This window comes from Phycisphaerae bacterium (assembly GCA_024102815.1).
Lineage (GTDB): Bacteria > Planctomycetota > Phycisphaerae > UBA1845 > UBA1845 > JAGFJJ01.
On record JAGFJJ010000048.1, the window covers coordinates 48,159 to 63,296 of the forward strand.

Genomic DNA, 15,138 nt, shown 5'->3' on the forward strand with positions numbered 1-15,138 from the left:
CCTCGCAATGATGACACGGCCGACGACATACGACCAAGTGGGGCGTGTGCGCTGATGAGCCTCAACCCTATTCCCGCCGAAGCGATCTCCGCCGCTGCGCGCCGGCCGGACGTGCTCGAGGCGATGCGCATCTTCTATGCCGACGCCGACGCCGCCATTGCTGCCAAGGGGGCGACCTGCTGGAATCGCGGCGACTGCTGCCGCTTCGCCGCGTTCGGGCATCGACTCTTCGTCACCACGCTGGAGGTGGCCTACTATCTTGCCACTGGAGATGCTCCTCCGCCCGTGACCGAAGAGACCTGTCCGCACGCCTTCAGCGGCCGTTGCCACGCGCGAGAGCGGCGACCGCTCGGTTGCCGCATCTTCTACTGCGATTCAAATGCCCAGAGCTGGCAGGGACCGATGACCGAGCAAAACCTCGCCCGGCTTCGCGAGCTCCACGCGGAACTCGACGTGCCCTACTTCTACGCAGAATGGTTGGGTGTGCTTCGGGAACTGAACGTCGATGCAACGAAGTCCGCAATCCCGAAGGAGGAGTAGATACGCGGGCCTTCGTCGGCAAATCGGCATCAACGCCCTCGAAGCGACAGCGCCGGCGTGTATAACCCCAGTTCCCTCCGCGTCCACCAGGCGCCCGTTTCCCGGTGCTCCTCCGGCGTGGTGAAGTGGTAGTCATAGACTATTGCTCGTACGTATCGCGGCGGCTTTTCGGAAAATGGATTCACGGCGAACAGGTCGAGCACGTCCGGTGAGCCCTCCAGAATCCGTGCCATCAGATTCGTCAGCCAGGGCTGGCGACGATAATCGCTCAGCGCGGCAAACCACATCTGCCAGTCGACCCGCGGCTGGTGCGGCTGCACCCAGCATGGAGCCACAAGCGGATCGTTCGGCTTCCAGCGGAGCCGGTACGGCCGCCACTCCCGTCCGTCGTCGCTGCCCTGGATGACAATCTCGTGCCGCTGCTTGGTCATCGCGGCGAACAGGCCGTACGCATTGCAGGAATGCAGGACGCTGACGCGCCGCAGCGTATTCGCAATCGGTTCGGGATAGCGCACGCGAGCAGCCCGCTGCACACCGACCAGCACGCTGACCGCCAGCACCGTCACGAACAGCGGCGCGTGCACAAGCGCCCGCCACCGCGGTGGCCGCGAGAGACTCAGCAGGTTGTCGAGCGCTCCACGCGTTCGCGGGAAAGTGAATCTCCGCAGCAGGTTATCGTCGAGCAGCAAAACGCAGAGGGCAATTGTCAGCAGGTTAAAGAACGTGTAATTCCCGGTGGCGCCGATGACCAGCATCAGGAAAACCGTAGCGCCGGCCGCGAGGTGGCGGGGTCGTCGCGGAGCGAAGAAAAGCAAGGGCATGCCCAGTTCGATCACGAATACAATCGCCACCGACGCGCGATGAACCCACGTCGGAAGTTGATGGACATACCATGCCGTCCAGAGTGGGAGCGGCTGGGTCCAGTAGTGGTACTCCAGTGCCGTGAGCTTCCACCAACTTTCATCCCCACTCTCCAGTTTCACGATGCCGGAAAGCAGCATCAGCTTGAAGAGCAACAGCCGAAAGAGCACGAGCATCCAGCCGGACGGCGGCGGATCGGTGGCTAACCTTGATCGCCACCGCCATGGCGCCAGGAAAATCGCCAGGAAGCCCGTTTCCAGCAGCAGGGCGTCCCACTGAAAAGAGAGGAATACATTCCCGACCGATACTAGCGAAAGGTAGAAGACCCAAAGCAGGAGAAACAACGGCCCCGGAGCAAAGCCGAGTACAATCAACCCGGAAAGCAGGGCCCCGCCATGGCACAGGAACAACAGGAACCGATCGCTGTGGTCCAGCCAGGCAAGCGTCGGAACCCACATGTAAGCCTGTGCATCGAAACGGCCGGATACCCGTTCGAGGAATTCGCCGGCCGGTGAAATGCCGCGCTCACCGATCAGCGCCAGCACCTGTGAACCCAGCGAAAGAAACGCGATCAGGTAGATCAGACCAAGCAGGCGCAGAAAGAGCCATCGCGCGAGGTGAAACGTAGACGGCTCCGGCTTGGGCCCCCAGAGGAGTCGCGTAACCGTCATCGCGGCCGCACGATGGCGCGCGATCGTGCCGTACGTGATTCGCGCCGCGAGGGGAAGTCCGGGCACGAGGCGGTACAGTGTGTTCAACCAGCGCCGCGACGGCGCGTATCGCGCCGCCCGGAATATCCCCTCGGCGCCGGCAAAGACATTCCCATCTGGTTCAACCAGTTGTGCGGCGCGTTGGAATTGTTCAATGGGAATCTCGGGGAACTGGTCGGCTACGTCCTGATAAGGGGCGTAATCGACATGACCCAGCGTGTGTCGTCGCCACCGCACCATCCAGTAGCGGCAGAATCCGCAATCACCGTCGAAGACCAGTAGAGGCTTGGCAGGAGGATTCTTGACCATCGTACCGGTCGGAGCGCGACGGACCTGTCCCGCGACTGCACGGCCCGATGCAGCCGCCCGATGGACGCATGTGCATCATGGCGCAGCCGAAAGCACTTCGCCAGCACTGCGCGTCGGAATTGCTCCCGGATGCTTGCCCCGCCCGGTCAGACGGCCGAGGCGCCCCAGGCTACGGCGAAAGGTCTGCCTGCAGTGGCGGAGGCGGACAGGATCCCTGACCCTGTGGACCGGGCGCATCAGGTACACTGAATGGATAGAACTCCCGACCCGACCCGGCCGCAAACGCATTCACGACATGAAGCACATCGGGACCGTTCGCCACACGGTCCGGCACCTCGGGACCGACGTCCGACCACGTCAGCGGCGGTGCCACCGGATCCTGCACAACCGTTTTCAGCACGGCCGCAATGTCTGATCCATTGACGGTACCGTCCGGGGGGCGCCAACCGTTCGCCGGCGTCGGCGGAATGGTGAACACATCTCCCGAAGCGGAGAATCCCCCGGAAACGTCCGCCCACCAACGATCCGGCGAGGGGATCGCGGCCGTGCTCACCAGAAGCGGCGCCGTGAAGATGACGCCGTCTTCGGTCGCACGAACTTCATAGGACTCGCCCGGAACAATGGCGCACCCTCCGACGTGAATCACGCTGAGTGAACTGAAGTCATAAAGCGGCGGCACCGCATCGGACACCAGGAAGGTCAGCCCCATCCCCGCCACGCTCGCCGGCTGCGTCCGCGGCGTACTGATGTACCAGGCGTTGGCCGAGTCCGGATGCGTAACCTGAAATCCGTGCAGCGCTCCGCCCGAAAGTGGATTCGGGGCAAAGGAGATGAAGCGGTTCTTCGCTGCTCCGTCGGGATAGTCCGTTACCGCCACCGGATCGAGCGCAAAGCTGCACGGTGGCAGCGGCGGCGGATTGCCCGGAGCCGTCCAGGCGAGGACGAACGCTCCCCAGTCCGAGCAGTCAATGTCCTGGTCCCCATCGAAGTCCGCCGGCTCACAACCCGCCGCCATTTGAACATCCGGGCCAGCGTAACAATGGGAGAACAGATTGTAGTCTGTCTGATCCACGGCCAGGTTCTCGTCCAGATCGCCGCCGAGGTATGTCGCCGGTGCGGCCGACGTCCAGAGAATCCAGGTGTCGGGGTCGAAATTGACGGCAGTGACCGGTCCGTCGACCGGAACGGAGAACCACTGGGTCCGCTGATCGTTATACACCGTCAGCCGATCGGGCAGCCCGCCGACAACTGCGTCAACCTGGACCGGCATTTCGAACACCGCCGGATACGACCCCGGCTGGAGCTGCCGGATGCGGAGCATCAAGTAGTCCTGCCCGTCGACTTTGACCGAATCCCATCCATACTGGTACGACGGTGCCCCGATCTGATAGACCCACTGATCGAAAAACGTGGTCAGGTCCTGTCCATGGGTTACGGAGGCCACCGCCGCGAAATCGTCGGTCGTGGCCGCGCTCCCCTCGAAGTTGGCGCGGTAGTCCGCCAGGATCTGGAAGAATGTCGGATCCCCCACCACGCCGCGCAGCATGTGCAGAACCCATGCCCCTTTCCGGTAGCTGAAGGTCGAACTGAAAATCCGGCTGACGCTGGCGGTATCCGGAGCGTAGACGTAGACCGAATCACCCACCGAACCGGGACGACGACCGGCCATGCATGAGCGATAGGCGGCCATGTTGATGCCGCTTTTTCGTTCCTGCCAGAGGCACTCGCAGAATGTCGCGAAACCTTCGTTCAGCCAGATGTCACTCCACGTCTTGCATGTGACCGCATCGCCCCACCACTGGTGGCCGAGCTCGTGCGAACTCAGGCTTTCCGTGAACCCGCTCTGGCCAGTCATGGTCTGGTGCTCCATGCCGCCGCCGAACGGAAAGTTGTAAAGTCCGTACTTCTCGTTGATGAACGGATACTGCCCGTAGGCCGCACTGAACACCTGGAGCATGGGAATGACCTGTTCCCACGCCGTGCGATTCGAGGGTGTATCGTTTGAGGGGTAGATATAGAACTCCACCGGCATGCTGCCGCCGGGATAGTTATAGATTGCCGTCCACTGGTTGTAGTTCGTGGCCGCAAACGACACGAGATACGGCACGATCGGATAGGAGGTCGACCAGTTGTAGCGGTTTCGGCCTCCGCCGAGGACATCCACGCTGACCAACGTACCGTTGGAAGGCACCTTGTAGTTGTTTGGAGCCGTGATCGAGAAATCCAGCGTGAACTTGTCCGAGTTGTCTCCCGGCACACCGTAATCACCGTCCTTGATCGGCCACCAGGTGTAGGCGTAATACGGCTCGCTGAGCGTGGCCACGACGGGCACGCCGCTTTGCGTGGTCACGTCGAACGACCCGAACCCGGCCGACACCGTGTTACCCGTGTAGGCGATGGTCAATGTGAAGATCTCGTCCAGCGTGTACGGGCGATCGAGCGTGGCTTCTCGCGTTGTCGTGTTGAGCGTCGTCACGCTGACCGGCGTAACGTCGTTTATCAGGGCGCTCGTTATTGTGTACTGGCTCCGCAGGCGGAACGTGAACGTTGTCAAGGAAGCCGACTTGCTCTGAATGGTCATTCGGTTCGAGCCGGTGATCGTGCACGTGTTGCTGCCCGTGTTGAGGTTGCTGATCTCAATGTCCAGGTCGCAGTGCAGGACATCGGTATCCTGCATGGCTTCGAGGCGGGCGGGGTCCACCGGCTCTGGCGCAGACTCGCTGAATTGGCGCACCATCGCCGCCGCCTTGCCGCAGGGCGGCTCAAACGGTTCCCCGGGCGAAGGTTCGTGGCCGATGACGGGCAGCGACATGCACCCGCAAGCTAACCACCCAGACAACATCACCGCGGCAAAACGCGTACGTGCCCCGTCGTGGGGCGAGCCGATGGCCTGCATCACGTGCTCCTGCATGGACGATGAATCCGGCATGGAACGCCAAGGACACCCAAGGAGCGCCCCGGACGATCGCAAGTCCCCCAGTCGAAGAAACTTCCGTGGGCAACGATTCTACGCGATTTCGGACCGCGAAAGAAGCTGTCCGCGCGGATTTCCACCGGCTCCCTGGCCCGAAAACGCGACCACTTTTTTCAGTCCCGCCGCAACGGGGAAGCCGGAATCGAGGGAGCGTCCAAATCAGGACAAACGCAGGCCGAGCATGCGCTCACATTCCACCCGGCAGAACCGGTCCGTCATGCCGGCGATGTAGTCGCGGATGACCCCATCCGTGCCCTGTGCGTCGATTCGCGCACGGAAGCGCTCGGGCAAGGCGAGCGGATCGCGGCGATACGCCTCGAACAATGCGAGAATCAGCTCCTTGCCGCGTGCGTCCGCCGCGGCCACGGTCGGGTCCGAGTACACCCGCTCCCGAAGAAACTGCTCCGCCTGCTGCAAAAGCTCCTCGCCTTCCGCCGTCAGGCGCACGGGATCAACCGGGGACATGGGCGTGGTTTCCTTGGCGCCCCTTGCCGCCAGCGCATCGCTCGAGGCCTCGATGACGCTCTGGATCATGCGAGTGAGCATTGCATCGAGCACCGCCCGGCGCACGGCACGCAACGGTCTGTCACGATGTGCGGAAGGCTCAACCGCTCGTGCCTCACGCCAAAGCACCATGTCACTCAGGGACCGCTCATCAACCAATCCCGCGCCGATGGCATCCTCGAGATCGTGGATGTTGTACGCCAGTCGATCCGCCAACGATCCGATCTGCGCCTCGACACTCAGGGCACCCGCTGTTTCCACGGGTTGATCGTAGCCCGTTTCATGTCGGGCGAGACCGGCCAGTGTCGCCCGGGTCAGGTTCAAGCCCCGGAATGCCGGAAAGGGATGCTCCAGGTAGGTGACCACGCGAAGCGTGTGCGCGTTGTGGTTGAACCCGCCGGCGTCGCTCAGCGCCTCGTTCAGCGCTTTCTCGCCCGCATGCCCGAAGGGCGGATGGCCGAGGTCGTGCGCAAGGACAATCGCCTCGGCGAGCAGCTCGTTGGCACGCAAGGACCGCGCGAGGCATCGTGCCAGCCGCGAGGCCTCGAGCGTGTGCGTCAGCCGCGTTCGGAAATGGTCGTGAACCTCCGGCGCAAACACCTGCGTCTTGTGCTCCAGGCGCCGAAACGCCGTACAGCCGACGATGCGATGGGCGTCGAGCTCGAATGGCGTCCGCAAGGGATCAGCGGGCTCGTCGTGGACGCGACCGCCGTCGTCAGTCGTTGCATATGAGGCAAGAGCGTTTTCCTCCGGCAGCCCCGCCGTCATTGCTGTAAGCCCTTGAAAGACGGCCCTCGCGTCGGGGTCAGGTCGCACCCCGGGCCGCAGTGAGTTCGGTATATAATGCATCGAGCGAATCGGGCACGACGCGGCAGTCGCCGAGGACGGCCATGAAATTCGTGTCCCCTCCCCACCGGGGCACGATGTGGGCGTGGAGATGGTCGGGCAGCCCCGCGCCGGCGCATTGTCCGACATTGAACCCGACGTTGAACCCCTGGGCGCGAACCACGCGGCGAAGCAGCGCCGTGGACTCCCGAATCAGCCTGGCCAGCAGGGCCATGTCGTCATCGCTGATGTCGCCGAGCTCGCCGCGATGCGGGCCGTGTGCCACCAGGAGATGCCCGTTCGAATAGGGAAAGCGGTTCATCATCACGAACGCGCTACCCGACCGCCAGAGAACATGGTGCTCCCGATCGAGGTGCGGCGTCTCCCAATAATGGCAGAGGAAGCAGCCGTGCTCCTCCACATCCTGATCGAGCGATCGGATGTACTCCATGCGCCAGGGCGCCCAGATGTTGCGGTTGAATTCCGCCATGATTTGACCGTTCCGCAGCCCCTTCCGGCCGGAGTGTAGTCGTCGGCGCAGGGCCCCACAAGTGGAATGCGGTTGCCCACCCGGGCCCGCAGGAACATAATCGCAGGGACAAGAAGCGCCGTTACCTTTCGGGCCGATTCGTCCGTGACCCATGAGTGACCTGCACGACCTGCATACTCCGGAACAGATTCACACCGCATTCCGCGAGTTTCTGCGCAAACGGGGCATCAAATACACCACTGCCCGTCGCAAGATTCTCGATGCCGTCCTCGATCTCCACGAGCATTTCGAGGCCGAGCAGGTGCTGTACCTGCTTCGCGACCGCGGGGAGAAAGTCGGCAAGGCCACCGTCTATCGGACGCTTCCGCTGCTCGTGGAATGCGGCGTACTCAAGCAGGTGCGTTTTGAGGTCAAGCAGGCCCATTACGAACACGCCTTCGGGCAGGGCCCGCATGATCACATGGTATGCCGACGTTGCGGACGAATCATCGAATTCGGCGCTGAGGAAGTGCTCGAACTTCGCCAGCGGATCGGCCGACGCCATCACTTCCATGTCACCGGACACCGCTTTCAGCTCACCGGCTTGTGCTGGGAATGTTCCACCGCGTGTCCTGTGGCCACGATGGCGGCGAAACCGGTAAACCGGGATTCAGACCGATCATAACCCGACCACAACCATCGCCGGGCGAACATCCTGCCGGCCGCCGCCGAACCGGGCTTCACGACGATCCGATCTCCTGCTGCGTCGGACTCGCGTGGACGTTCGCGCCCTCGCGGGGTATCGTCGCCGCCCGCTTGGCGCGTCCGAGGGAGGGTTCGATTTGACTCGGCGGGAGCTAGTCCAACGGCTGATCTTTGGTTCGGCGGCCATCGCCGTGGTTCTCGGTGTCTTCATCGCCGACGCGGCGATGGCGTCCTGGGCCGCGTCACAGGAGGGCTTCGGCGCACGGCTGCTTCGCCAAGGCAGCACGGTGATCCTCGTGTCCGCGTTGGTTTTTCTTTCCGGGGCGATGGAGTTCGCCGCTATTCTCCGGACCGAGGGCGCGCAGCCCCACACCCGATTCGCCTGCTTCATTGTCACACTCCTGGTGATCTCCCCGTGGATGATCGCCGCTTCGGCGCCGTCCGATACGCCGGCCGTTCGCCTGCTCCTCCGAATGGAGTCGATCTTGGTTCTGGCACTCGCCGGAACATCATTGCTCACCGTCGCTCACCGGCAGACGGACAACGTTCTCCGCGACACGGCCGCGACATGGATGATCATTCTGTATGCGGGCTTCCTGGGCTCTTTCGCCACGCGCTTGCGCTGCTCGCCGGGGCTACCCGTAAACGAGGGGCTCTGGATGCTGCTCCTCGTCGTGCTTTTGGCGAAAGTGACCGACATCGGCGCCTTGTTCATTGGCTCCGCCTGGGGGCGGCACAAGCTCATTACGCGAATCAGCCCAGCCAAGTCTGTGGAGGGCGCCGTCGGGGGCTTGCTCGCCAGCATCGTGCTGGTGCTGGTTCTGGTCGGAATCGGCACAGCCCTCGGCCCGAAATCAACGGAAACGGCAGATGCTGGTTGGGGGCTCATCGGCGCTCTTCAAACGTTGGCGGGAGACTCGCTCGCTGGCGGGTTGGCCTGGGGGGCCTTGCTCGGGGGTGTAGTCTCGGCATTTGCGCAGCTGGGCGACTTATTAGAGTCCAGCTTCAAGCGAGACGTCGGCGCCAAGGACTCAGGTAAAGTGCTACCGCAACTCGGAGGGGTCCTGGATTTGGTCGACAGTTTGATACTGGCTTTGCCAATCGCTTGGCTTCTCCTGACTCTTGCGGGTATCGTGGCATAGGATACGGGGGAGGTGGCCGGGCCTCTGACGCTCAGGCTCGGTCGTGTTACGCCTCGGTGCTTTGGAGCGAATGGTCTATGGAAAATCGCCCACAGCGGCAAGCATAGCTCGTGGAACTGGCCGTTCCGATCGACGATACCACCCGGCGTCAAACGCTCTTCGGTAATACCGACCGTAATCTGCGCCTGATCCGCGCGGCGTTCGACGTGCGCATCACTGCCCGCGACGGGACCATTTACGTCAACGGTGATGATGAGGCTGTGCATCGCGCCGCCCGGGTGCTGGATGAAATGCAGCGGCTGATCTCGGGCGGGCGGGAAATCAGTGACGAGCAGGTCGACGAGTTGATCGCCCGGTTCCGGACGGAAGGGCAGGAAGACACCGCGGCGATCGAGGTGTTTCTGCCGTCCGCGTCGATTGTCCCCAAGGGTGAGGGGCAATCGAAATACGTAGATGCGATCCGCCGTCATGACCTGACGTTCTGCGCCGGCCCGGCGGGCACGGGAAAGACCTATTTGGCCGTTGCGCTGGCGGTATCCATGCTCAAGCGGCATCGGATCAAGCGGATCATCCTCGCCCGCCCGGCGGTCGAAGCGGGCGAGAAGCTCGGCTTTTTGCCGGGGGACATGCAGGCGAAAGTTAACCCGTATCTGCGGCCGCTGTTCGACGCGATGCATGACATGATGACGTTTGAGCAGATCAAGCGTTTCATGCAGACCGACGTGGTCGAGGTCGTGCCGCTGGCGTTCATGCGGGGACGAACACTGAATCACGCGGCCATCATTCTGGACGAGGCGCAGAACGCGACCACCAACCAGATGCTGATGTTCCTGACGCGGCTGGGACATGACAGCAAGATGATCGTGACGGGGGATGACAGTCAGAGTGACTTGCCTTCGGGGGACCCGAGCGGTTTTCATGATGCCCTCCGGCGGTTAGAGGGCGTGGACGGCGTGGCCCTTGTGCGGCTGTCCAAACAGGACATTGTGCGGCACGCACTGGTCCAGCGCGTCGTGGAGGCCTACGGTCGAACGGCGAATTCAGTCCGATAACCTCCGTCAATGGAGAGCGCACAGAGCCCGTGCGAGGCGGCGATACGATTGACCCGATAGGGTATAGGTGGTGCAGGTGCGGGGCCACCTTGACCCGGGGCGGAAACGCCGTTCGTCGCAAGCCCGACCCGGGTGAGAACGCCACAACAGGATATCGAGCCCTATGTTTGGATGGTCGAGCAAGCCGAAAAGCCGGCGCCAACAGGTGCGCGAACAACGCGTCCAGAAGATGGGCGACACGAGGTTGCGGCTGCGCGGCTGGCTGCTGAGCTGGCGATTTCTGGGAAGCCTGGCTTTCGTTCTGGCCACGGCGGCGATTGGATTCGTCGGCGCCTCCGCGCTGCCTTTCGCGGCGGGGCAGCGGATCGAGTACCCGCTCTATGCTGCCGTGGACTTCCAGATACCCGATCCGGTGCGGACCAAGGCGAACGAACAATCCGCACAGGCGTCCACGCCGAGTTACTACCGGTGGAATGCTCCGGGGGTAACGCGGGACCGCATCAAAGCGGATCTGCGGAGTTTGTACGAAGCCGCCGCCGCCGCCCAGTCGTTCGATGAATTCGCCAAAGCGGTCGAGCCGTTCGGCGTCCAGCCGGATGCTTCCATCTACGAGCGGTTCAAATCGCTCGCCAACATGCCCGAGAACCTCGGCCGGGAGCGATTTTTCCGGTGGATCGACGAGATGGACTTTGACCACGAGTTCGTGGTTCGCGGACTGCTGAAGGAACCGCGCACGCCGTCCAGTACGGCCGAGTACATCATCCTCGAGGAGACGAACGACCAGGGGCAGACCGTCCAGCGGGAGATTCGCCTCACCGAACTGGTTCGAATCGAGAACGAAAAAGCGCTCGCGGGTAGTGCGGCTGCCCTGAGCAAGCCGTTCCTGACGGCGCTGCGCCCCGCGGTGGAAGCGATCATCCTGCGCACGTTGCGCGACCAGCCCACGATCGTCTACAACGCGGAGCGCACACAGGAGAAGATGCGCGAAGCCAAGGATGCGACCCCCCAGGCCGTGGCTGTCTTTGAGCGCGGCAAACCGCTGGTCACGGTTGTCCCCGGCATCCTGGGATCGGAAGAGCTGAATCTGCTCCGGGCCCATCATCAGGCCTACAGGGCATTCCTGCGTGAACACCTTCCGGACACCGCCGAATTCGCCGCACAGCGGTCGCTGCAAAGTGAGCTTCGCTTGCGCGAGTGGTTGCGGCAGGCGGGCATGAGCGCCCTGCTGGGCTTTCTGGCCATTGGAACGCTCCTGTACACGGCGATGCATCAGCGGGACGTGCTCGAAAACCGTCCAAGCATGGTGAGCTTTGCGACGCTCATTGTCGGCACGGTGCTGGTCTCCCGCCTGATGCACCTTCAGTGGCCGCAGATCGGAGAACTGGTCCTGTTGCCGGCGCTTCTGGCGGCGAGCATTCTCGCGATCGTATTTCCGCGGCGGTTTGCTCTCGGCGCCATCTGCATCGTGGCGCTGATGGTGACGATTGCCTCGCGGGGCGGGATTGGATTCCTGTTGGCGCTGCTGACCGGCGTCACGGCAACGGTGTTCCAGTTGAATGAGATTCGCAACCGCACACGCATCATCACGGCCGGGGCTCTGACCGCCCTGGCGATCATCTTCGTAACCATCGCCGCCGGGCTTCAGGAGGGTCATGCCCGGGAGTACCTGATCAACAGCACGCTGGCCGCAGGGGCGAGCGCCATGCTCGCGGCGTTTTTCGTATCCGGGTTGCTGCCATTTATCGAACGGATCTTCGGCGTGGCCACATCGCTGACCCTGCTGGAGTGGCGTGATCCCACGCGGAAGCTTCTCCAATTGCTCGCCCAGGAAGCGCCGGGCACCTACAACCACAGCCTTGTCCTGGGAACCCTGGCTCAATCCGCCTGTGAGCGGATCGGGGCCAACGCCCTGCTCGCCCAGGTCGGCGCGCTCTATCACGACATCGGGAAGATCCCCAAGGCCGAGTACTTCACGGAAAACCAGGAAGGGCGAACGAACCGCCACGAGCATCTCGCCCCGACGATGAGCCTCCTGATCATCCTCGGGCACGTGAAAGACGGCATCGAGATGGCCAAGGAGTACAAGCTCCCTCTGGTGCTACGGCGGTTCATTGAAGAGCACCACGGCACCTGCGTTGTTCGCTATTTTCACCACGTTGCGAGCGAGAAACAGCCCCAGATTGCCACCGGACGACACGATCGGGAGGTCTCCGAGGCCGAGTTCCGTTATCCGGGCCCCAAGCCACACACCAAGGAATCGGCGGTGATTATGCTGGCCGACGGCGTCGAGGGTGCGGTCCGCTCCCTGAAGGATCCAACTGTTGGTCGGATCGAGAGCACCGTGCACAACATCGTGCAGGATCGCCTCTCCGACGGCCAATTCGGCGATTGCGACATTACCATGCGGGAAATTCGCCTGGTTGAGGAATCTCTGGTCAAGAGTTTGTGCAGCATTTATCATGGCCGGGTAGCCTATCCGCGGTCGTCCAAGGGGCCGGCGACGGTACCGGCGTTGCGCGAAGAGCCGAAACGGCTCAGCGGTTGATGGGAATGACCGTCCCGAGGGGCGATGGACGACGATCCTGCGTACCAACTTGTCGTGATCCGCGAGACAGCCGACCTACCTGCGGCAGAGGCGTCGATCCTTGCGGCACTCCGCGCCGCACTGGCACGCCATGGCGTTACCCGAGCAGACGTGAATATCGTGCTCGTTGATGATCGGCGGATCGCCCAGCTCAACGAGGTTCACCTCCAGCACATCGGCCCGACCGATGTCATCACGTTTGACCTTCGCGATGAGCCCGTCCGTAACGGTGCGGAACGCCCCAAAAAAATCGAGGGGGAAATCGTTCTCTCGGTCGAGACCGCGGCGCGCGAGGCGGCACAGCGGGGGCATGCGCCCGAATCCGAGGCGGCGCTGTATGCCGTGCACGGCGTCCTCCACCTGCTCGGCTATGACGATGCTGACGACGAACAGGCTCGGCGGATGCACGCCGAAGAGGACGAGGTACTGGCGGCCTCCGGCTTGGGGAGGATCTACGGCGGCGCAAATTCATGAGAGTGGCGCTGGTCCAACTGGAACTTGAAGGGCGGAGTCGCGCCGCCAACCTGCAACGGCTGACTCGAGCCATTGATGCCGCAGCGGGCAGCGAATCCCCGCCCGACCTGATCGTTCTGCCTGGAGCATTGGATACCGGCGGAGGTCAACCGAGCCGGAGCATCCTTCCTGCGGCGATGACGGCCGTTCGCGAGACGATCTCCTGGAAGGCTCGCGAATGGGGCGTGTATGTTGCTGCGGGTCTGCATGCAGCGATTGCCGACGTTTGGGCCCCCTGCGCGGCGGTGTTCGATCCCGACGGGGACGTTGTGGCCGCGACCGCAGATCTTTTTGTCGGCGGGCCTGTGGGATCGACGGCGATTCCGGTCGTGCGGCTGGTGCCGGAGGGGAACATCGGCGTATGGGATCTGGCTCTGGAGGCGGACGATCCGCCCTTCGAAGGCGATTCCGCGGTGGTCGCTGTCCCATTGCACGGACATATTTCAGTGGGGCATTGGCGGCGATGGGAAAGTGCGGCCCGGGCATTGCCGGGTGTTCATTGGGCCCTGGTCAGCGCGGCCGGATCAAGAGCTTCGACGCGTACGGTCGCGGCACGGACAGCGATGTACTGCGGCGCGGATGTGATCGCGGCGGCGGCGGACGAGGCGGAGGCGACGATCATGGTGGACATCGAGCCGGCCGCACCGCCGGCCGCGGGAGTCAATGGTGATTAACTGGTCACCGTGGGTGGGGCTGATTTCACTGGGGGCGCTGATGTTGTTCACGGCCCTGAATCTTGCCCTGCGCAGTCCCGCGCGAGCGCGACTTGGCGAGCAATTCGAGAAACGCGGGCGGGAAACGGCGTTCGAGGTTTTTGCCTTACGACGATCGCAGTACATCCTGGCCACGGCCATCCTTCGGGCGGCGACGGTCATCGCCCTGTTCGTGGCGATCCTGGATTACGTAGGCGTGTTCGATGCCGAGGCGCAGTTATGGCAGACGCTGGCGGCCAGCGGTGCCGCCTGGCTTCTCGTGCTGATCGTGGGCGTCGCGATTCCGTCGGCATGGGCCAAGTACGCGGGTGACCAGTTGATCATCGCCACGCTGCCTCTTCTGGAGGCGGCCCGTCTGGGGTGCTACCCGCTGATCATCGTGCTGGAGCTTTTCGATCCGTTCGTACGGCGTCTGGCGGGCGTGCCGGTGCGCGACGCGGCCTACTTTGCACAGGAATTCGAGCAGGAAATCCTCAACGCCGTGAGCGAAGGCGAGCGGCACGGCGCGGTCGACGAGGAAGAGGCGGAGATGATCGAGTCGGTCATCGAGCTGGGCGATCGCACGGTCGAGGAGATCATGACGCCGCGCACGGACATTGTCGCCCTTCCCAGGGATGCCGACCTTGCGACGGTATTGGACACGATCCGCCAGAAGGGTCATTCACGCGTTCCCGTGTTCGACGAAACGATCGATCACGTGCTGGGGGTCCTGTATGCGAAGGACCTGCTGCGGCGCGATGAATCGCGCCCATTCCAGTTGACCACCGTGATGCGCGAGGCACTGTTTATTCCGGAATCCAAACCGGTCCGGGAGCTGCTCCGCGAATTCCAACAGAAGCGGGTGCATATTGCGGTCGTGCTGGACGAATACGGCGGCACGGCCGGGCTCGTAACGATCGAGGATATCCTGGAAGAACTCGTCGGGGACATCACGGACGAGTACGATACGAGTAAGCCGGCGGAACTGGTCCAAGTGGACGAACACACGGCCGAGGTGGACGCGCGGATGCGCGTGGACGAGCTCAACGACGAGTTGGATATCGAACTTCCGGACGAGGAGGATTTCGAGACGATCGGCGGATTTGTATTTTCCAAGTTGGGTCGAATCCCGTCAGTTGGGGAGAAGGTCGAGCACGACAACGTGACCGTGCGGGTCATCGCGGCGGACGCGCGGCGGATCCTCCGGGTTCGCCTGGAGATTTCACCGGCGGAACAGGCCAACCAGGTCGCCGGATAG

12 protein-coding genes are annotated in these 15,138 nt (G+C 63.1%); 8 read left to right on the forward strand and 4 right to left on the reverse strand.

Going from position 1 to position 15,138, the window contains the following annotated elements:
• The first annotated feature begins 54 nt into the window (after positions 1 to 54).
• Positions 55 to 540, forward strand: coding sequence for a hypothetical protein (locus J5J06_11265; GenBank protein MCO6437659.1), 486 nt, complete (start codon positions 55 to 57; stop codon positions 538 to 540).
• Between the two features lie 29 nt (positions 541 to 569).
• Here J5J06_11265 and J5J06_11270 read toward each other — a convergent pair whose 3' ends face one another.
• The 4 genes from J5J06_11270 to J5J06_11285 all read right to left on the reverse strand — a co-directional run bounded on the left by J5J06_11270 (position 570) and on the right by J5J06_11285 (position 7,213).
• Positions 570 to 2,420, reverse strand: coding sequence for a lipase maturation factor family protein (locus J5J06_11270; protein ID MCO6437660.1), 1,851 nt, complete (start codon positions 2,418 to 2,420; stop codon positions 570 to 572).
• 169 nt (positions 2,421 to 2,589) lie between these two features.
• Positions 2,590 to 5,331: a M1 family metallopeptidase gene (locus J5J06_11275; GenBank protein MCO6437661.1), complete on the reverse strand. Its 2,742-nt coding sequence runs from the start codon at positions 5,329 to 5,331 to the stop codon at positions 2,590 to 2,592.
• Positions 5,332 to 5,553: 222 nt separating this feature from the next.
• Positions 5,554 to 6,666 carry a dNTP triphosphohydrolase gene (gene dgt / locus J5J06_11280; protein ID MCO6437662.1) on the reverse strand — a complete coding sequence of 371 codons (1,113 nt, stop codon included), beginning with the start codon at positions 6,664 to 6,666 and terminating at the stop codon, positions 5,554 to 5,556.
• 37 nt (positions 6,667 to 6,703) lie between these two features.
• Complete coding sequence (locus J5J06_11285) at positions 6,704 to 7,213, reverse strand: HIT domain-containing protein (GenBank protein MCO6437663.1); 510 nt, start codon at positions 7,211 to 7,213, stop codon at positions 6,704 to 6,706.
• Positions 7,214 to 7,364: 151 nt separating this feature from the next.
• Here J5J06_11285 and J5J06_11290 point away from each other — a divergent pair, with 151 nt between their 5' ends.
• The 7 genes from J5J06_11290 to J5J06_11320 all read left to right on the forward strand — a co-directional run bounded on the left by J5J06_11290 (position 7,365) and on the right by J5J06_11320 (position 15,138).
• A complete protein-coding gene (locus J5J06_11290; GenBank protein ID MCO6437664.1) occupies positions 7,365 to 7,877 on the forward strand; it encodes a transcriptional repressor in 513 nt (170 codons plus the stop codon).
• A gap of 157 nt (positions 7,878 to 8,034) precedes the next feature.
• Positions 8,035 to 9,039 carry a phosphatidate cytidylyltransferase gene (locus J5J06_11295; protein ID MCO6437665.1) on the forward strand — a complete coding sequence of 335 codons (1,005 nt, stop codon included), beginning with the start codon at positions 8,035 to 8,037 and terminating at the stop codon, positions 9,037 to 9,039.
• A gap of 128 nt (positions 9,040 to 9,167) precedes the next feature.
• On the forward strand, positions 9,168 to 10,091 hold the full coding sequence (locus J5J06_11300) for a PhoH family protein (GenBank protein MCO6437666.1): 924 nt from the start codon (positions 9,168 to 9,170) through the stop codon (positions 10,089 to 10,091).
• Between the two features lie 205 nt (positions 10,092 to 10,296).
• A complete protein-coding gene (locus tag J5J06_11305; GenBank protein MCO6437667.1) occupies positions 10,297 to 12,636 on the forward strand; it encodes an HDIG domain-containing protein in 2,340 nt (779 codons plus the stop codon).
• A gap of 24 nt (positions 12,637 to 12,660) precedes the next feature.
• Positions 12,661 to 13,149: an rRNA maturation RNase YbeY gene (gene ybeY, locus J5J06_11310; GenBank protein ID MCO6437668.1), complete on the forward strand. Its 489-nt coding sequence runs from the start codon at positions 12,661 to 12,663 to the stop codon at positions 13,147 to 13,149.
• On the forward strand, positions 13,146 to 13,862 hold the full coding sequence (locus J5J06_11315; protein ID MCO6437669.1) for a hypothetical protein: 717 nt from the start codon (positions 13,146 to 13,148) through the stop codon (positions 13,860 to 13,862). The genes ybeY and J5J06_11315 overlap by 4 nt, the downstream gene beginning before the upstream one ends.
• Positions 13,852 to 15,138 (forward strand): HlyC/CorC family transporter, encoded by a 1,287-nt coding sequence (locus J5J06_11320; GenBank protein ID MCO6437670.1) that lies wholly within the window; start codon positions 13,852 to 13,854, stop codon positions 15,136 to 15,138. The genes J5J06_11315 and J5J06_11320 overlap by 11 nt, the downstream gene beginning before the upstream one ends.